Here is a 19,498-nt window from a genome sequence, read left to right as displayed (position 1 = left end):
ATGACGACACCACAGCTGTTCCACTGCCTGCGCTATACGAACGCCGATCGAGGCATCGACTTCCTCCAAGCCATCGGCTTCACCACCGCCATGATCGTGCGGGATCCTGATGACGCGACCTTGGTGGCCCATGCGCAACTTGCCTGGCGTGACAACGGGGGCATCATGCTCGGCTCTGTTCGGGACGATGACCCGCATTACGGGCCGGGGATCTGCAACCTGGTGGTCGCCAGTGATGAGGACGTGGACAGCCTCTTCGCCGCAGCCCTGGCACACGGCGCGACCACCGTCACGGAGCCCAACGACGCCCCCCACGGAGGGCGCAACGCATGTGTCGCTGACTTCGATGGCCACTGGTGGAACCTCGACTCCTACCCAGGAGCCTGAGCCGGGGAACACCCCTCGACACCGTCATGTGCCACGGCTCACGAGTTCGTGCACATCTCAATGAGCCCTGACCCACACAATCTCGCCGCCCGCGGCGGCAACTGGCCTTCCTGGGCGGCGCATGCCCCCAGGAAGGCCTCGTCATGTCCCACGCGAACGCCGCTCTCACCCCTCGCCACCGCCTGATCGTCGGCCGCTTGGTCGTCGATGACGGCTGGCCGATCAGCCAGGTCGCCGCCAGGTTCCAGGTCTCCTGGCCCACGGTGAAGCGCTGGGCCGACCGCTACCGCACCGGCGAGCCAATGCAGGACAGGTCATCCAGGCCGCATTACTCACCGAACAAGACCAACCAGCAGACTGCCAGGCGCTGCGTCCGTCTTCGCCTGCGACTACGGGAGGGGCCGGTGCAGTTGGCCAGCCGACTTGGGATAGCCCCGTCCACGGTCCACCGCATCCTTACAGACGTGCACTTGAACCGGCTGTCGCACGTCGACCGCGCCACGGGAGAACCGGTGCGCCGTTACGAGCACGATCACCCAGGTTCGATGCTGCACGTCGACGTGAAGAAGCTCGGCAACATTCCCGACGGCGGAGGATGGCGCTACGTCGGGCGGCGACAGGGCGACAAGAACCGGGCCGCTACACCCGACAAGCCGAAGAACAAGCACTACGACCCGTTGATGGGCATGGCTTACGTCCATACCGTCATCGACGACCACTCTCGCGTCGCCTATGCCGAGATCCACGACGACGAAACCGCCCGCACTGCCACCGCCGTGCTGGTCCGAGCCGTCGAGTGGTTCAACGCCCGCGGCGTCACCGTCGAGCGGGTCCTGTCCGACAACGGTGGCGCGTACCGCTCACACCTGTGGCGCGACACCTGCGCCGAACTCGGTATCCGGCACAAGCGCACCCGGCCCTACAGGCCGCAGACCAACGGGAAAATCGAGCGCTTCCACCGCACCCTGGCCGACGGATGGGCTTACGCCCGCTGCTACACCTCCGAAGCCGAACGACGGGGCGAGCTGGACGACTGGCTGCACTACTACAACCATCACCGGCCGCACACGGCCTGCGGAAACCTCCCGCCCTTCTCGCGATTGATCAACGTCTCCGGGCAGTACACCTAGTGGACGAATGGAGATGCGCCCTCGCCGGGAGGAAGAATGTCAGCGCGACATGCACCGTCCCCCTCACGAGAGCGGCCGATGAACCAGTCACTCCCCGATGCGACCTCGGCCCTCCTCGCCGCCCTCCAGCGAGGGGACCATGACGCTGTGGTCGAGCTGCTCGAACCGTTCCCCGCGCAGGAGCGCACGGCGCTGCGCAGGAGCGTCATGTGGAGCGCGAACGCGATCCTCGGCGCCCCGACCGGGGCCCGGGACCCCGAAGGTCGGTGGCGCGGCGCCCTGAGCGGCCGGCACGGGTACGCGGCGCAGACGGCGCTGCTCGCGACCGCCTCGCTCCCCCAGGCGCTGCGGCAGCGCACCTTCGACGGGCCCGTGGCGCGCGACCACCTCCCGAGACTGTTCCCGGAGGACCTCCCCGCCTTCGTAGAGGCGTTCTCGACGCGGTTCCTCACAAACCCGAAAGCCTGGGACGGCAACCGCGGCATCGAGGCGATGTTCGACTGGGCGCAGTCCGGACTCGTCGAGCCGCCCACGCAGCAGGGCGCCGTGCTGATTCTGATCTGCTGGGCTGCCTGGCCCTCGCCCTGGGCCTACCTCCGGAGGCACCCCGTCCTCCTCCGCACGACGCTCCCGCGGCTCTTCGAGACCCCGGGGATCAAGGGAGCGTCGGCAGCGCAGCGCGACGACACCGGTCCGGGCCCGCGCCTGGACGCCTCCGTCATCCCCAGGCTCATCCGCGAGGGGGAATGGCAGCGCGACGAGGTCCTCGCCTGGTGCCGGACGGCGCTCGCCGTCGAGCGCAGCGAGTACGAGCACCGCTGGTTCCGGGCGCTCGCGGGGCGGGTCGCGACACTGCCCGTGCCCCCGGGCCCGCCCTAGACTCGCTCCCGTGGAGACCCCCTCGCCCGCACAGATCACCGGCGCCACCGCCGCCGAGATCTCCGCGAGCGTCCGCGGCCTCGTCGAGCGCGGCGAGCTCGCCCCTGGCGACCTGCTCCCGCCCGTCCGCGCCCTCGCCGAACAGCTCGGCGTCAACCGCAACACCGCCGTCGCCGCCTACAAGCGGCTCGCCCGCGACGGCGCCGTGATCGCCCAGGGCCGGGCCGGCACCCGGATCGCGGGCACCCGCACCGCCGCGCAAGAGGGTTTCGCCGACGCGGCCGCGCTCGCCGCCCTCGCCCCCGACGTTCCCGCGGAGACGCTCCGCGACCTCGGCACCGGCAACCCCGACCCCGCTCTCATCCCTGATCTCACCCGCGCGCTCGCCGGGGCGGTCGGCCGCCTCGTGCTCTACGGCGAGCCCGTCATCGACCCCGGCTTCGCGGCCTGGGCGAGGGACTGGGTCGCCCCCGACGTGCCGGATGGAGAGGCCGCGCACCTCACCCTGACCAGCGGCGCCGTCGATGCGATCGAGCGGCTGCTGGACCAGGCGCTGGTGCGCGGCGACGCGGTCGCCCTCGAGGATCCCTGCTTCCTGGCGAGCATCCAGACCGTCCGCCACGCCGGCTACCGGGCCCTGCCCGTCCCCGTCGACGCGGAGGGCATGACCCCGGTCGGGCTGCGTGCCGCGCTCGAGGCGGGGGCGCGGGCCGTGGTGCTCACTCCTCGCGCCCAGAACCCGACGGGCGTCTCGCTCAGCGCGCGCCGCGCCGAGGAGCTGCGCGCCGTCCTCGAGGATCACCCGTACGTGCTGGTCATCGAGGACGACTACTACTCGCTCCTCGCCCGCGTGCCCTTCCGCTCGGTGGTCGGGCCAGGGCATAGGCGCTGGGCGCTGGTGCGCTCGGTCTCGAAGTTCCTCGGGCCCGACCTGTGCCTCGCCGTCGTCGCGAGTGACGGCGAGACCGCCGACCGGCTCGCGCTGCGGCTCAGCCCCGGTACCACCTGGGTCAGCCACCTGCTGCAGCGCCTCGCCCACGGGGTGCTGCGCGAGGACGGCGCCCGGGCGCTCATCGAGCGGGCGGGGGATCGGTACGCGGCACGGAACGCGCAGGTCGCCGCACTGTTACGGGAGGTCGGGGCCGAGGTCGCGGCGGCCGACGGGATGAGCCTGTGGGTGGGTCTGCCGCGGCCCGCGGGCGAGGTCGCCGCGCAGCTCGCCCGACGGGGTTGGCGTGTTCGCACCGGCGATGAGTTCCGCCTCGCTCCGGACGCGGAGCCCTCCCGGCACCTGCGCGTGACAGTGCACGGCCTGGGCGACCAGGAGGCGGAGCGCTTTGCGAGCGACCTGGGGGCGGCGCTCGAGCCGGACGCCTCAGAAGCCGGCTGAGACCCCGACGCCGTCGGGGTCCCCGGCGCTGTCCGAGCCCCCGGCGCTCTCCGGGATCCGGAACCAGGCGATCTGCCCGGGGCCCGGCCGACGCCCGATCCCAGCGAGGGCGTGCCAGACGGTCGCGACGTGCTCGATGACGTCGGCGGGCGCGCCCTCGGCGGGGCGGAAGCCCTCCTCCTCGATCCACCCGGCCTCGAGGTCGCCGCGGGCGAGGAGCCGGCTGAGCACGGCGATGCCCTGCCGCGCGATCTCCTCATCCGTGCTCACGCCGGCGCGCAGGAGGGCGGAGACCACGTCGCCGGGGCTCACCCAGTCGTCCTCCGCCGCCTCGAGGACGGCGCGCTCGACAGCGCACGGCTCGGACTCCGTCCAGGCGCCCATCGCCTCCGCGGTCGCGTGGACCGGTCCCGACCCCTCCCGTACGTCGATCCTGCCGTCGGCGCGGGCGGCGAGGCCGGCGCCGCGGGGGAGGGCGAGCACCCACGGGGCGCGGATCGCGACGAGGAGCGGATCGTTCCCGTCGGCGTCGGCGAGCACCAGGGTGAGGACGCCCTCGGGGGCGAGCGTCGTGGCGGTGACCACCGCGCCGAGCAGCCGGCCGTCGTCCTTGCTGAGGCCGTCCCCTCCGATCCAAGACGCGCCGCCGGGTTCGGCGGGGCCGTGGAGCACGGCGCCGCGGCTGGTGACCAGGCGGGTGCGGTCGGCGTCCACGGCGATGCCCTCGATCCACTGCCCGCGCAGTGACGCGAGGTGGTCAGGCAGAGCCGGGTCGTGCGCGGTCATCGGAGGTGCCCTCCCGGGTCGTCGGTCACGAGGCTCGAGCGGGGCCGATGGAGTGATGGGTCCGCGTCATCGTCGAGGATGCCACGCGGGGCCGCCCTTCCCGTGCCGGGGGTCCAGACCGCGATGTAAGCGTTGACATCCGTGATGTAAGCGCTAACATGGGTGCTCGTTCCCCGGGGGAGTGACCTCGCTCACTGATGAAGAGGTCCGCTCTCCCCGCCGATCGCACCATCGCCTCACCCCACCGACCCGCGCAGACCCTCCGGCGCGGACCCTCTGCCCATGGACGCCGGGCACGATCTCAGGAGCACTCGATGAAGAGAAGGACCCTCCTCACCACTGGCCCGCTGGCCGCCGCCCTCGTCGCCGGCACCGTCGCCTGCTCGGGCCGGATCCAGACCAACCAGGGCGGGAACGCACCCGCCGGGGACGGCACCACGATCCCGCAGCTGACCTTCCCGTCCGAGGTCGCGGAGAACGTCGCCGGCATCGCGAACTTCAACCCCTTCGCCCCGAACGTCACCTCCCGCACTTACTTCTACGAGCCGCTGATGATCCGCAGCTCGATGAACTGCGAGGTGGTCCCGTGGATCGCCACCGAGTTCGCCTGGCGCGACGAGCAGACCCTGGTGTTCACCATCCGCGAGGGCGTGACCTGGTCCGACGGTGAGCCCCTCACCCCGGACGACGTCGCCTTCACCCTGAACCTGCGCAAGGAGTACCCCGGCGCGGACGACATCGGCCTGTGGACCGACGTCTTCGGCGCCCCCGCCGAGTCGGTCGAGGTCGAGGGCCAGGACGTCGTGATCAGCTTCTCCGGCCTGGCGGCCGCGAAGTTCGACTCGCTGATCACCGCGAAGATCATGCCGCAGCACGTGTGGGGGGAGGTCGGCGATCCGACCCAGTACGTCGACGAGGCCCCCGTCGGCACCGGCCCCTTCGCCCTCGGCTCCTACAACGGCCGCCGTCTGCAGCTCACCCGCCGCGAGGACTACTGGCAGGCCGACAAGGTGCTCATCGAGGAGCTCATCCTCGAGGGCAACTACGACGCCACCAACGCCGCGCTGAAGCTCGCCGCGGGCGAGCTCGACGCCTATTGGGGCGAGATCCCGAACCCGGAGCAGGCCTTCGCCGCGAAGGACCCGGAGCTGAACCACTTCTGGTACGCCCCGGCCGGCTCGACGGTCCTCACCTACAACCTCACCAAGGCCCCGTTCGACGACGAGAAGTTCCGCGAGGCCGTCTCGCAAGGCCTCGACAAGGACGAGATCAGCGCCAAGGCGACCTACTCGGTGATGGCCCCCGCCTCGCAGACCGGGCTCAAGTTGCCCTACGCCGAGAACCTGCTGCCGGAGGCCTACGCCGGTCAGGACACCGTGCTGCCCTTCGACACCGCGAAGGCGGAGGAGCTGCTTGATGCCGCGGGGTACACCGTCGGCGCCGACGGCTTCCGCACCCTCCCGGACGGCTCGGCGTTCGCCCCGAAGTTCCTCGTGCAGGCGGGCTGGATCGACTACCAGGCGGCGGCCGACGTGATCGTCCGCAACCTGCAGACCATGAAGATCAACGCCTCGGTGCAGACGTCACCGCCCGAGGCCGTGGACCAGGCGAAGAAGGACACCAACTTCGACCTGCTGCTCGAGTACCTCCACGGCGGCTGCGAGGTGGCCCGCAACCTGGGCTCGAAGCTCTCCTCGGACCAGGTGCCCACCGAGGACACCGTCAAGGCGAACGTGGGCCGCTGGGAGGACCCGGCGACCGACGAGATCATCGCCCAGCTCTCGGGGGAGACCGACCCCGAGGCGCAGAAGGAGCTGACCGGTCAGCTCGTCGAGATCATGATGACGAAGTACCCGGTCACCCCGCTGTTCTACGCCCCGGCGCGGATGATCTACCGCACCGACAAGGCGGAGGGCTGGCCCTCGGAGGAGGACCCCTACGGGACCAACTCCGAGATGCTCATGATCATCACCCGCCTGGTGCCGCCGAGCGCCTCCTGAGCCGCGCGGCCGGGGTGTGAGGTCCCCGCCCCGGCCGTGCCCTGACCCGGAACGGAGCGCACCGTGAAGTACTTCCTGCGCAGGATCGGCTACTTCCTGCTCACCCTGTGGGCGGCGATCACGCTGAACTTCCTGATCCCCCGCCTCCAGCCCGGCGATCCCGCCGAGCTGATGATCCGCCAGATCTCCGGTCGTGACACCGAGATCGACCCGGCCCGCATCGAGGCCATGCGGATCATGCTCGGCCAGCCCGAGGGCAACCTCTTCGAGCAGTACCTCGCGTATCTCGGCCAGCTGGCCCGCGGCGACTTCGGCTACTCGTACACGTACTTCCCGGCGACGGTGACGGACGTGATCGGGCGGGCGATGCTGTGGACCCTGGTCCTGGTCGGGGTGACGCTGGTGCTCTCCTTCCTGCTGGGCACGGTGCTGGGCGCCTTCGCCGCCTGGTGGCGCAACTCGCCCTTCGACTCGGTGGTCACGCTCGGCTCGACCTTCATCGGCACCCTGCAGTCCTTCTGGGTCGCCCTGCTGCTGCTGTTCGTCTTCGGCTACGTGCTGGGCTGGTTCCCGACCTCGGGCGGCTACGAGGCGTCGATGCCGGGCTGGAACCTCGAGTTCCTCGGGGACGCGGTTCTGCACTCGATCCTGCCGGCGGCGGTGCTGATGCTGCTGGGGCCGGTCGGCTGGGTGCTCGGCATGCGCAACACGATGATCCTCAACCTCGGCGAGGACTACATCCGCCTCGCCCGCGCGAAGGGCGTGCCGGACAAGCAGATCGCGATGCGCTACGCGGCCCGCAACGCCCTGCTCCCCTCGGTGACGGGCCTCGCGATGGCGCTCGGCGGCATCCTCGGCGGGCAGATCCTCATCGAGACCACCTTCGACTACCCGGGGATGGGCCGGCTCATGCAGCAGGCCGCCTCCGGCAAGGACTACCCGCTGCTGCAGGCGCTGCTGCTGTTCACCATCGTCGGCACGCTGATCGCGAACCTCCTCGCCGACATGCTCTACGGCGTCCTCGATCCCCGAGCCCGGAAGGCGGCCTGACATGGCGGACCACGACGACGTCCACCCCCGCCCGGAGGGCTCCGGCGCCGACGGGGCGCGCGGGTCCGGCCCGGCCGACGAGCGCGGCTCCGGCCCGGCGGCCGGCGCCTCCCCGGCGGGCGACCCCGCCCCGCTGCCCGGGGCGTCGGCCGCGACGGCCGACGCGAGCGTTCTGACGGACCTCGCCCTCGCCGAGGCGGAGCAGACCGACCGCATCGACCACGGCCCCTCCTGGTTCCAGATCCTCTGGGCCTCGAAGAAGGCCCGCGTCGGCATCGTGCTGCTGGGCCTGTACGTGCTGATCGCGCTCGCGGCCCCGCTGATCGCGCCCTACCGCGGCGACGACACGACATTCGCGCCGGTGCTGCTGCCGAGCGCGGAGCACTGGATGGGCACCACCACCCAGGGCGCGGACATCTTCAGCCAGCTGATCTGGGGCACCCGGGTCTCCCTGATCGTCGGCCTGTTCGGCGGTTTGTTCGCCACCATTCTCGGCCTGATCATCGGCCTGACCTCCGGCTACTTCGAGGGCACCTGGATCGACGACGTGCTCTCGCTGGTCACCAACGTCGCCCTCGTGGTGCCGACGCTGCCGCTGATCATCACCCTGATGGCCTACTCCGAGGTCCGCTCGGTGTGGTTCACGATCCTGATCATCGGCATCATCTCCTGGGCCGGCGCCGCCCGGTCCAAGCGCTCGCTGATGATCACGCTGCGTCACCGTGACTTCGTCACCGCGGCGAAGTTCGCCGGGGACCGCACCCCCACGATCATCTTCCGCGAGATCCTCCCGCAGATGACCTCCCTGGTGGCCGCCGGCTTCTTCGGCGCCGCGACCGGGGCGATCGGCGCGGAGGCGGGGCTGAGCTTCCTCGGCCTCGGCAACACCGAGTCGATCTCCTGGGGGACGATGCTCTACCAGGCGCAGCTGCAGGGCGCCCTCGCCCAGGGCCTGTGGGTCTGGCTGCTGGTGCCGGGCCTCGCGCTGTCGGGCCTGATCATGGCGCTGACCCTGATCAACTTCGGCATCGACCTCATCTCGAACCCGCACCTGCGAGAGGACGGCTGACATGAGCGAGCACGCCGAGAACAACGAGCACCAGCCCGCGTCGACCGTCGGCGGCGCCGACGCGACCGCGGCCCCCGTCGGCCGTGAACGCACCGGCCCTGCCGAGAACCTCCCCGCCCTCGCCGAGAACCGCCCCGCCCCCGACGCCCCGCTGCTCGAGGTCGACGGCCTCACCGTCCGCTACGAGCCGAAGCTCCACCCGGCCCTCGACGCCGTGCAGGACGTCTCCTTCTCGATCCGTCCCGGCGAGTTCGTGGGCCTCATCGGGGAGTCCGGCTCGGGCAAGTCGACGCTGGGCACGGCCCTGCTACGGCTCACCGAGAAGCCGGGCCGGATCACGGGCGGCACCATCCGCTTCGACGGTCGGGACATCACCGCGATGAGCCAGGAGGAGCTGCGCCCCTACCGCTGGCGGGACATCTCCACCGTCTTCCAGTCCTCGATGAACTCGCTGAACCCGGTGGTGCGCGTCGAGGACCAGTTCCGCGACGCGATCGAGCTGCACTCCTCCCGCCGCGGCGCCGAGGTGGTCGAGCGGATCAAGGAGCTCTTCGACCTGGTCCTCATCGACCACCGCTTCATCCGCGCCTATCCGCACGAGCTCTCGGGCGGCATGAAGCAGCGCGTCAACCTCGCGCTCGCCCTGGTCAACGACCCGAAGTTCGTGCTGCTCGACGAGCCGACCACGGGCCTGGACGTGGTCGTGCAGCGCTCGATCCTCGAAGGGGTCCGCAAGCTCCAGGCGGAGCAGGGCTTCGCGGTGCTGTTCATCAGCCACGACATCGGCACCGTCATGGACCTCTCCGACCGGATCCTGGTGATGTACGCGGGGCGGATCGTCGAGGAGCACGACACCGATGACCTGCTGCGCGAGCCGCTGCACCCCTACACGAAGGGCCTGCTCGGCTCCTACGGCGACCCCCGCCAGGAGACGGTGCGGATCACCTATGTGCCGGGGCGTCCGCCGGACCTCTCGCAGCCGCTGACCGGCTGCCCCTTCGCGCCCCGCTGCCCGGAGAAGATCGCGCAGTGCCTGACCGATGCCCCGCAGCTGCTGGAGATGCCGACGCTGCGGAAGGACGACGCCGTCACCGGCCTGCGCCTCGACTCCCACGGCACGTGGACCCCGCCCCGCGCGGCCTGCCACGTGGCCCGGCTGCAGCGTGAGGCGCCGGAGACGGAGGGCCTGCCGCCGCGCACCGTCCGCTTCGCCGGACCCGCCTTCGAGAAGACCGTCGCGGACACCAAGGAGGCGCTGCGCGGCGAGGTGTTCCTCGAGGTCGACGGGGTGACCAAGGTGTTCCAGTCCCGGCAGGGCCTGCGCACGCGGGAGACCCTCGCCGTGGACGACGTCAGCTTCCAGCTGCGCCGCGGCATGGTCACCGCGCTCGTGGGCCAGTCCGGTTCGGGCAAGTCCACCCTCGCCCGCATGATCACGGGCGTGGACCGGCCGACGACGGGCACGATCACGTTCCACGCGAAGGAGGGCCCGCTCGACGTCGGCACCCTCGGCGGCGGCGCCCTGCGCGGCTACCGCTCCCTCGTGCAGATGGTGTTCCAGGACCCCTACTCGTCGCTCAACCCCAACAAGACGCTCGAGTACATCCTGTCGCGGCCGCTGAAGAACCACCGCTCCATGGGGCGGGCGGAGCTGAGCGCGGCGATCGACGAGCTGCTCGAACGGGTCGCCCTCACCCCGGCCCGCCGCTACCGGTCCCGGCACGCCTTCGAGCTGTCCGGCGGGCAGCGTCAGCGCGTGGTGATCGCGCGGGCGCTCGCCGCCGATCCGGAGCTGATCATCGCCGACGAGCCGATCTCGAGCCTCGACGTGTCGATCCGCGCCGAGGTGCTCGAGCTGCTCCAGCGCCTGGTCGCCGACTCCGACGTGGGCATCCTCTACATCACCCACGACCTGCTCTCGGCCCGCATGCTGGCCGACGACGTGATCGTGCTGAACCAGGGCCGCGTGGTCGAGCACGGGGAAGCGATCGACGTGATCCGCACCCCGCGCGACGAGTACACGCGGCAGCTGCTGGAGGCGATCCCGAACCCCTTCGCCGACCTCTACAAGCCGTGATCTCCGCGGTGGGCGCGCCGGACCCGGGGGCACGCTGTGCTGACGGACTGCTGGGTGCAGGGAGCCGGCTGCTGAAACTCCGCGTGTGGCGTGACCTGAAGCCCCCACAGGCGGTGAGGTCACGCCTGGCGCAGAGTTTCAGCAGGGCCTGCCCGGAGCCCCCCTCAGCCGATGTGCACGCTCACCGGGCCGTCGGCCGTGACCAGCACCTTCTGCCCGGAGCGGGCGGCGCGGGCGCCGGGCCCGTCGGCCGTGACCGGCGCGTCGGTCCGGAGCACCACCCGGAGCCGTTCCCCGGCGGGCTCGGCGAAGGAGAGCTGCTCGTCGGAGATCGCCGTGAGCTCGGCGTTCGCCTCCTCGATCCGGGCGCGGCCCACGTCCAGCCCGCGCGCGAGCAGGTAGCCGGTGTGCGGGGCGGGGCGGAGGTCGATCCGCTCCCCGTCGAGCTCGATCGTGACGTCCGGCCGGTAACCGGTGACGTTCAGCAGGTGGAGCATGCGGCCGCCGTATTCGTCGCGGGTGGTCGTGGCGACGACGCCCGGGACGCTCGAGCGCAGGCGCAGCCCGGGCACAGCGCCGAGACGCTCGAGGGCGTGGCCGAACAGGCCCAGGTGCGAGGGGAGACCCGCGGCGAGCAGGATCGCCCGGCCCTCGCCGCGCCGCACCTCGACGCCGCAGGTCTCGCCGTCGACGGTGGTCAGCACCGGCCGGGCGTCCGGACCGGAGAGCTCCTGGAACCAGCCCACCCGTGTCTCATCGAGCACCGCGCGATCCTCGGTCCAGTGCACCGAGGGGTGGAAGCGCGAGGAGTCGTGGCGCACGGGCGCGGCGCTGAGGCCGAGGGAGTCGGCGAGGATCCGGCAGGGCCGGCCCTCGAGGTCCCGTTCGGGCAGCACGCCCAGCAGCAGGAGGCCGCCGCCCCCGGCGACGTGATCGGCGAGCTGCTGCTGCACGTGCGGGTCGAGGTGTCGCGAGGAGGCGAGCATGAGGACGCTCCGTCCCGCGCCGCCCGACCGCGGTCGGGGGGAGGCGACGTCGACCGCGTCGAAGCGGTAGCCCTGGAAGAGGGCGGAGCGGGCGAGGGCCTTGCGCTGGCCGGGCCCGCGGTGCAGCTCGAGGTCCCGGACGATCTCGCCCATGACCTCGCTGTCCGGATGCCGCAGCTCGGTCGCGTAGGAGTCGAGCACGAGGCCGAGCGCGAGGTCGTCGAGCTCCTCGACGGCGCTCGCGAGGTGCCGCTCGTGCAGCGCCAGCTGGCGCATGGCCGCGGCGAGGGGCGCGAGGGTCGGGGAGGCCTGGCCCTCGGGGCCGACGGGGGCCGCGAAGCCGTGCCGGCGCCCGGTGAAGGCGAGGCGGTCGTTGCCGTCGCCGACGGGCTCGTCGAGCGGCGGGTTGTGTCCGCCCGCGAAGAGGTAGTAGTTCAGCATCCGGTTGCCCTGGGCGACGAACAGGCGGCTCTTGAGGTCGGCGGTGGCGGGCTCGGCGAGGCGCTCCATGCCGTCGCCGTAGTCGCCGGTCCCGGCCTCGAACTCGAGGGAGGTCAGCGGCTGGTCGTCGTCGTGGACCGCCTGCTGGAAGGCGTTCAGCACGTACATGTCGGTCGTGACGTCGAGGGTCATGTCCCCGGCGTAGTGGTCGGAGCCGGAGAGGTAGCCGGGTCGGCCGGAGTAGGTCTCGACCAGCTGGCTGATGCCGAGCGCGGAGCCCTGCTCTGTGCCGTGGATGTTGATCAGGAAGGGCACATCACGCACGCCGTGCGACTCGGCGGCTGCGCGCAGATGGTCGACGTAGCGGGCGAAGCGGCCGCGCAGGAACCGCGTCAGGTCCACGCGCAGGGCGCCCGCCCAGGCCTCCTCGGGGCTGCGCACGGCGCGGGCCCAGGCGGCGTCGTCCTCCTCGAGCGCGGGGTACGTCCCGGCGGCGTCCGCGCGGTGCTCACGGATCCATCCGCGCAGGTCGGAGAGGAGATCGTCGGTGAGGTCGGGGGAGTTCGTGACCCAGGCGAGCATGCCGATCTCGTTGTCCAGTTGCACCGAGATGATCGGGCCGCCGTGCTGGATCAGCCGCTCGGCGAGCAGCGGCATGACCGCGGCATACCAGCGGTCGGCCTCGGCGAGGAAGGCGGGGGCGAGGTAGTCGACGGTGCGGCTCGGCGCGGGCGCGCCGTCCCAGCCGACGGGCACGATCTCCGGGTGCTCGGTGTAGAGCCGGTAGGGGAGGCCCTCGTTCTTCAGCTCCGCCATCTGGAAGGGGCCGGGGCGGGCGATGAACCACAGCCCCGCCTCGGCGCAGAGGTCGAGGAAGGCGGCGAGGTCCCGCTCCGGGCGGGTGGCGCCGGTGAGGTCGAGGGTGCCGTCGGGCAGCTCGTGGAAGACCCACGGGATGTAGCTGGCCACGGTGTTCGCGCCGGACTCGGCGAGCTGCGCGATGCGCGCGGCCCACTGCTCGCGGGGCACGCGGAAGTAGTGGATCTCGCCGGCCAGGATCAGTCGCGGCTCTCCGTGGATCAGCAGGCGGCGGCGGTCGATGGTGAGCATTCGGGGACATCCCGTCGTCGGTGTCGGGGGTCGGGCCGGGGGCCCGCTGTCGGGTGGACGCGGCGTCGGCCGGCGTCTACGGTGAAGACATGTAAGCGCTTGCACCTCTGGGGCACAAGCATATCCACCACGGCCGGGCGCGTCGAGGACCCTCCCGGCGGGGGTCAAGAGGGTCGCGGTCGACGCGGGCCGGACGGTCATCGAGGTCGAGCAGGAAGGCGCACGGCATGAGCAGGCAGACGACGAAGAGGTCCGAGCGGGGCTCCGCCACCATCTACGCGGTCGCGGAACGCGCGGGCGTCTCCACCGCGACGGTCTCTCGGGCGCTCGCCGGGAGCGACAAGGTCGCGCCCCGCACCCGGGAGGCGGTGCTGACCGCCGCGCGCGAGCTGAACTACGTCCCCGACGGATCCGCCCGGGCCCTCGCCGGCCGGCGCACCAACGCGCTCGGCCTCGTGCTGCCCGGCATCGACGGCCCCTACTACGCCGCCGTGCTGGTGGGCTTCGAGACCGCCGCGAGCGACCTCGGCCTGTCCGTCGTCATCCTCCTGACCGGCCCCGACACCGATCCGGAACGGGCCGTGCGCCAGCTCGCCGGCAAGGTGGACGGCATCGCCTTCATGTCCCGCAGCGCGGCGGACGACGCCCTCGTGGCGGAGATCGGCCGTCGTCGGCCCGTGGTCACCGCCGCCCGCGGCCGCATCCCCGGTCGCGACGCCTTCTTCACCGAGAACGAGGTCACCGCCGCCCGCCTCACCGGGCACCTGGTCGAGGCCGGTCGCCGCCGCATCGCCTTCCTGGGCCGGCCCGAGCCGGACTCCGACATCGGCGCCCGCTACACGGGCTACCTCAGCGCCCTGCGCGATGCCGGGCTCGAGAGCGTGACGACCTTCGCGGCCGACGCGGTCGACGAGTCCGGCACCCAGATCGCGCGCGAGATCGTCGCCGACGGCCTCGACCTCGACGCGATCGTCTGCGGCAACGACCAGCTGGCTCTCGCGGTCATGCACCAGCTGCAGGAGGAGGGCGTCGACGTGCCCGGAGAGATCGCCGTCGTCGGCTGGGACGACGTGCACGCCGCCCGCTACGTGCGCCCGGGCCTGACCACCGTCGCCCAGCCCGTCGAAGAGCTGGGCGCGCTCGCCGCCCGCCGCCTCGCCGCCCTCGTCGACGGTGCCGACCCCGATCCTGAGCCGGTCGTCCTCGACTCCCGCATCGTCCACCGCGGCAGCTGCGGCTGCGCGACGCCGGGCCCCAGCGGCCCCGAGACCTCCCCCGACCTCCCCGAGGAGACCCGATGACCTCCACGACCACCGCCCCGCCCCACGCGACGCGCACCCTGCCGATCGCCCTCGAGCTGACCCCCGCTGGCGATCCGGCCCGCCTCGACGCCGGGTCGCTCAGCCTGCTGCAGTACCCGGCCACTCCCGCCGAGTCCGGGCCCGCGGGCGTGCACCTGCGGGTCCGCCCCGTCGGCGCCTCCGCCTGGGAGATGACCGCGCCGCTCACCGGCCCCGCCGTGCTGGGTGTCCGCGCGGCCGACGGCACGGTGCAGAGCGCCCCCGCCGGCCTCGCCGTCACCGCCCGCCTCGCTGCGGCCGGCGAGGGCTGGTCCTGGAGCGTCACCGTGCGCAACGACCGCGGGACCGTCGTCGAGGTGGATCTGCTGCACACCCTCGACGCGGCGCTCACCCCGCGCGACGCCGTCCGGCGGAACGAGCAGTACGTCGCCCAGTACCTCGACCTCAGCCCCGTCCGCCACGGCGCGGACGGTGCCGGGCTCGCGCTCGCCGTGCGCCAGAACATGCCCTCGGGCGAGGTGCCCTGGGCCGTGATCGGGGCCGACGCCCCCGTCGCCCAGTGGGGCACCGACGCCCTCCAGCTCCTCAACCAGAGCACCGGCGCCGGCCTCGATCCCGCCCGTGACCTGCCCTCCGAGCGGCTCCAGCACGAGCACACCCTCGCCGCGCTGCGCACCGCGGCGGTCTCCCTCGGCCCCGGTGAGAGCTGGTCGACGGTGTTCTGGGGCGCGGTCGTCGCCGACCACCCCGCGGCCACCACCGCGGCCGATGCCGCCCTCGTCGACGCCCTGCGCGAGCGGGTCCTCGAGGGGGAGACCCCGTCGGACACTGCGGAGGCCGCTGCGCCCAGCGCGGACACCACCGCCGGCAGCACCGATGTGCCCCGCAGCCTCCTCGCGACCGCCGCCGAGCTGCCCGTGCGCGAGGCAACCCGCATCGATCTCGAGGCGCTCGCCGGCGGCGCGCTGCGCCTGCTCGAGGAGGACCGCGGCGCCGTCCTCTCCGCTTTCGGGACCGCCGGTCACGTGGTCGCCGCCGCGAAGGAGCGCGCCGTGCTGCGCCCCCACGGCCACATCCAGCAGGTCCACGCGCGCGCCGCCGCGGACCTCGACGTCGTCGCCTCCACCGCCTGGATGCGGGGAGTGTTCTGCTCGCAGCTCACGATCGGCCACGCCTCGAGCGGCGAGCTGACCGGCGTGCGCCGCTCCTACCTCGGCCTCGAGCGGGCCAGCGGCGTCCGCCTGCTCCGCCGCGCCGTGGGCGGCGACTGGCAGCTGCTCGGTCTGCCCACCGCCTGGTCCGTGGGCGAGGAGGTCTGCACCTGGCTGTACGTCGCGGCCGACGGGGCGGCGGGAGCCGCGGAGGCGACGGTGCGCGTGCGCGCCGAGGTCGCCCTGCCCGGCACGGTCCGCCTCACGGTGACCACCACGGGCGCGGTGGGCGAGCTGCTGCTCCTCGTCGACGGCAGCGAGGAGCTGTCCCTGCAGGCCGCCGCCGACGGGCAGAGCCTCGAGATCGCGGACGACTCCGCGCTCTTCTCCGACGCCGTCGCCCGCGACTCGCGGCTGCGCACCGTCGCCCTCGGCGCGGCGCGGGAGGCGCAGGTGCTGCTCGGGCGAGCCGGCGCGGACGCGGAGGTGGAGCCCTACCGACCGCGCCTGCCGCGACTGACCGCCGCGTCGGCCGCCCCGTCGGCAGCGGGCGACCCCGCGACCGCGGCGACCGACACGACCGCCCCGTCGGCCGCCGCCGAGCTGGAAGTCGCCGCCGTCGGCGAGACCCTGGCCTGGCTCGCGCAGAACGCCTCCGTGCACTTCCGCTCCCCGCGCGGCCTCGAGCAGTACACCGGCGGCGCCTGGGGCACGCGCGACGTGTGCCAGGGACCTGTCGGCCTGCTGCTCGCCACCGACGAGCCGGCCGAGCTGCGCCGCACCCTGCTGACCGTGCTCGGCGCCCAGCAGGAGGACGGCACCTGGCCGCAGTGGTTCGACTATCTCCCCGGGTACGCGGGTCCCGGCCTTCGCGACGCGCACGGCGACGTCGTCTATTGGCCGCTGCTCGCCCTCGCCGAGTACCTCGAGGTCACCGGCGACGCGAGCATCCTCGCGGAGACCGCGGGCTGGGTCGGGGCAGACCGCCTCGGCGAGCCGACCAGCGTGCTCGACCACGCCCTGCGCGCCGTCGAGCACATCTCCCGCCAGCGCACCGAAGACCCGCGCCTGCCCGCCTACGGGCACGGCGACTGGAACGACTCCCTCCAGCCGGCGAGCCCCGCGCTCGCCGCGAGCCTCTGCTCGACCTGGACCACCGAGCTCGAGATCAAGGCACTCGGCCACCTCGCCGCCGCCCTCACCGCCCACGCGAACCCGAGCGCCGACCCGGAGGTCGCCGCACTCGCGGCCCGCTGCCAGGGCCTCGCCGACGGCGCCGCCGAGGCCTTCGCCGAGCTGCTGCTCGTGGACGGGGAGCTCGCCGGATACGCCCATCTGCACGACGGCGAGGTGCGCCACCTCGTCCACCCGCGTGACGAGACCACCGGCCTCCAGCGAGGATCCCTGCAGGTCATCCACGCCCTCGCCGACGAGCTGCTGACCACCGAGCAGGCCCGCCACCACCTCGACCTGCTCGAGGCGCACCTCACCGGACCCACCGGCATCCACCTCTTCGACCGGCCCGTCGGCTACCACGGCGGCGTCATGGAGGTCTTCCAGCGGGCCGAGACCGCGACCTTCTTCGGCCGCGAGATCGGGCTCATGTACATGCACGCCCACCTGCGCTACGTCGAGGCGCTCACCCGCCTCGGCGAGCCCGAGCGGGCCTGGACCGAGCTGCTGAAGGCCGTGCCGATCGGGCTCTCCGACCGTGTCGACTCCGCCCGGATCCGCCAGTCCACCTGCTACTTCTCGAGCTCCGACGCGGTCTTCCCCGACCGGGCGACCGCCGCCGCCGAGGGCGCCCGGATGCGCGAGGGCACCGTCGACTTCGAGGGCGGCTGGCGCGTGTACTCCTCGGGTCCCGGGCTGCTGCTGCGGATGATCGTCGAGGACGTGCTCGGTCTCCGCGCCCGGGCCGGACGGCTCGAGGTCGATCCGGTGCTGCCAGGCGCGCTCGACGGCGCCGAGGCGGAGATCCCCTACGACGGCGGGCTGCTCACGGTCCGATTCCGCCGCGGGGAGACCGGCTGCGGAGTGCGCGAGCTGCGCGTCGACGGAGAGGCGGTGGACCTCGCGGCGGCCCGTCCGCTCGAGCGCCGCTACCGCGCGGCCGGCGTGGGGCTCGACCGGGCGCTGGTGCGGCCCGGGGCCGTGCTCGAGGTGGTCACCGGCTGAGGCTCGGCGGAGGCGGTTCGGGTGCGGTAGGTGGCCGCCGGTTGCTCGGTCGGGTGCTCAGCCTGCTGGAACTCCGCGCGTGGCGTGACCTGAAGGCCTGTGGGGCGGTGAGGTCACGCCAGGCCCGGAGTTTCAGCAGCGAGCTCGACTCTCCCCCTCCCGCCGCCCCGACCTTCCCCCTCCCCGCGCGGGAGCGGGCCGGGATAGATTCACGGGTCATGGACCTCGACCCGCTCACCCGCGTCCGGCTCTCGACGATGATGTTCCTGGAGTTCTTCGTCTGGGGCGGATGGTTCGTCACCCTGGGTACCTACCTCGCGACCGACCTGCAGGCCACCGGCAGCCAGATCGCCCTCGCCTTCCTCACCCAGTCGCTCGGCGCGATCCTGGCCCCGTTCATCGTGGGGCTCATCGCCGACCGCTTCTTCGCCGCCCAGCGCATCCTCGGCGTGCTGCACCTGTTCAGCGCCGCGATGCTGTTCCTCGCCGGGCGCCAGGAGTCCTTCGGCGCGTTCTTCGTGTTCGCCCTGCTGGCGATGGTCTCGTTCATGCCGACCCTCGCGCTCGCGAACTCGATCTCCTTCCGCCGCATGCGCAGTCCCGAGAAGCAGTTCCCGGGCGTACGCGTGTTCGGCACGATCGGCTGGATCGTGGCCGGGCTGCTCATCGGCTGGCTGGGCTGGGAGGCGGGCGACGCGCTCGCGAACACCTTCGTCATGGCCGCGATCGGCTCCGCCGTGCTCGGCGTGTACGCCTTCACGCTGCCGCACACCCCGCCCGAGTCTGCCGGCGGCCGCGCCACCGTGCGCGACGTGCTGGGCCTGGACGCCCTCGCACTGCTGAAGACCCGCTCCTACCTGGTGTTCTTCCTCGCCTCGATCCTCATCTGCATCCCGCTGGCGTTCTACTACAACTTCACCAACCTCTACCTCAACGAGATCGGGGTGAGGTCCGCGGCCGCGGTGCAGTCCCTCGGCCAGCTCTCCGAGGCGGCGTTCCTGCTGATCATGCCGCTCATGCTGAAGCGCCTCGGCATCAAGTGGACGCTGCTCATCGGCATGCTCGCCTGGGCCCTGCGCTATGCCCTGTTCGCGGTAGGGGACGCCGGCTCGCTCCTGTGGCTCGTGATCATCGGGCTGCTGCTGCACGGCGTCTGCTACGACTTCTTCTTCGTCGCCGGACAGATCTACACCGACCGCTTCGCCCCCAAGCACGTGCGCAGCGCCGCCCAGGGCCTGATCTCCCTCGCCACCTACGGCGTGGGCCTGCTCATCGGCTCGCTCCTCTCCGGGCCGATCGTCGACGCCTTCCTCGCGGCCGACGGCAGCCATGCCTGGCGGACGATCTGGCTCATCCCCGCGGCGCTCGCGGTCGGCGTGGCGCTGTTCTTCGCGAGCCTGTTCCGGGAGCGGGAGAGCGCGGGGGCCGAGGTCGAGGCAGCATGATCGTGCGACTCCGGCGACCCTGACCTGCCGGGGGGGGGGGGGGGGGGGGGGGGGGGGGGGGGGGGGGGGGATGGGCGGTAGTCGCCGCACCATCCGCCTCCCGCTCTCCATACCCTAC

General features: G+C 72.5%; 13 protein-coding genes. 11 read left to right on the top strand and 2 right to left on the bottom strand.

What is annotated here, in order from left to right:
• From V1260_RS06000 to V1260_RS05985, 4 genes are all read left to right on the top strand, one after another.
• Positions 1 to 387, top strand: coding sequence for a VOC family protein (locus tag V1260_RS06000; RefSeq protein WP_005180136.1), 387 nt, complete (start codon positions 1 to 3; stop codon positions 385 to 387).
• Positions 388 to 530: 143 nt separating this feature from the next.
• A complete protein-coding gene (locus V1260_RS05995) occupies positions 531 to 1,517 on the top strand; it encodes an IS481 family transposase (RefSeq protein ID WP_329745901.1) in 987 nt (328 codons plus the stop codon).
• 78 nt (positions 1,518 to 1,595) lie between these two features.
• Entirely contained in the window at positions 1,596 to 2,396 is an 801-nt protein-coding gene (locus V1260_RS05990) for a hypothetical protein (RefSeq protein WP_329745900.1), read from the top strand.
• A 10-nt stretch (positions 2,397 to 2,406) separates the two neighbouring features.
• Positions 2,407 to 3,786: an aminotransferase class I/II-fold pyridoxal phosphate-dependent enzyme gene (locus tag V1260_RS05985; protein ID WP_329745899.1), complete on the top strand. Its 1,380-nt coding sequence runs from the start codon at positions 2,407 to 2,409 to the stop codon at positions 3,784 to 3,786.
• Here V1260_RS05985 and V1260_RS05980 read toward each other — a convergent pair.
• Positions 3,772 to 4,572, bottom strand: coding sequence for a hypothetical protein (locus tag V1260_RS05980; protein ID WP_329745898.1), 801 nt, complete (start codon positions 4,570 to 4,572; stop codon positions 3,772 to 3,774). The two genes, V1260_RS05985 and V1260_RS05980, sit on opposite strands and share 15 nt — an antisense overlap.
• Before the next feature lie 314 nt (positions 4,573 to 4,886).
• Between V1260_RS05980 and V1260_RS05975 the strand changes: the two genes are divergently transcribed.
• From V1260_RS05975 to V1260_RS05960, 4 genes are all read left to right on the top strand, one after another.
• Positions 4,887 to 6,572 (top strand): ABC transporter substrate-binding protein, encoded by a 1,686-nt coding sequence (locus V1260_RS05975; RefSeq protein ID WP_329745897.1) that lies wholly within the window; start codon positions 4,887 to 4,889, stop codon positions 6,570 to 6,572.
• Positions 6,573 to 6,635: 63 nt separating this feature from the next.
• Positions 6,636 to 7,622, top strand: coding sequence for an ABC transporter permease (locus V1260_RS05970; RefSeq protein WP_329745896.1), 987 nt, complete (start codon positions 6,636 to 6,638; stop codon positions 7,620 to 7,622).
• 1 nt (position 7,623) lies between these two features.
• Positions 7,624 to 8,691, top strand: a complete 1,068-nt coding sequence (locus V1260_RS05965; protein ID WP_329745895.1) for an ABC transporter permease — start codon at positions 7,624 to 7,626, stop codon at positions 8,689 to 8,691.
• Between the two features lies 1 nt (position 8,692).
• Positions 8,693 to 10,768 carry an ABC transporter ATP-binding protein gene (locus V1260_RS05960; RefSeq protein ID WP_329745894.1) on the top strand — a complete coding sequence of 692 codons (2,076 nt, stop codon included), beginning with the start codon at positions 8,693 to 8,695 and terminating at the stop codon, positions 10,766 to 10,768.
• Between the two features lie 164 nt (positions 10,769 to 10,932).
• Here the strand turns inward: V1260_RS05960 and V1260_RS05955 are convergent, their stop codons facing one another.
• Complete coding sequence (locus V1260_RS05955; protein ID WP_329745893.1) at positions 10,933 to 13,305, bottom strand: beta-galactosidase; 2,373 nt, start codon at positions 13,303 to 13,305, stop codon at positions 10,933 to 10,935.
• Between the two features lie 227 nt (positions 13,306 to 13,532).
• Between V1260_RS05955 and V1260_RS05950 the strand changes: the two genes are divergently transcribed.
• The 3 genes from V1260_RS05950 (at position 13,533) to V1260_RS05940 (ending at position 19,380) form a co-directional block, all read left to right on the top strand.
• Positions 13,533 to 14,606 carry a LacI family DNA-binding transcriptional regulator gene (locus V1260_RS05950; RefSeq protein WP_329745892.1) on the top strand — a complete coding sequence of 358 codons (1,074 nt, stop codon included), beginning with the start codon at positions 13,533 to 13,535 and terminating at the stop codon, positions 14,604 to 14,606.
• On the top strand, positions 14,603 to 17,935 hold the full coding sequence (locus V1260_RS05945; RefSeq protein WP_329745891.1) for a GH36-type glycosyl hydrolase domain-containing protein: 3,333 nt from the start codon (positions 14,603 to 14,605) through the stop codon (positions 17,933 to 17,935). The genes V1260_RS05950 and V1260_RS05945 overlap by 4 nt, the downstream gene beginning before the upstream one ends.
• A gap of 218 nt (positions 17,936 to 18,153) precedes the next feature.
• A complete protein-coding gene (locus V1260_RS05940; protein WP_329745890.1) occupies positions 18,154 to 19,380 on the top strand; it encodes a nucleoside permease in 1,227 nt (408 codons plus the stop codon).
• Positions 19,381 to 19,498 lie beyond the last annotated feature (118 nt).

The sequence above is a fragment of the Brachybacterium sp. J144 genome, assembly GCF_036321705.1.
Lineage (GTDB): Bacteria > Actinomycetota > Actinomycetes > Actinomycetales > Dermabacteraceae > Brachybacterium.
This window is presented reverse-complemented; position numbering and strand designations above follow the sequence as displayed.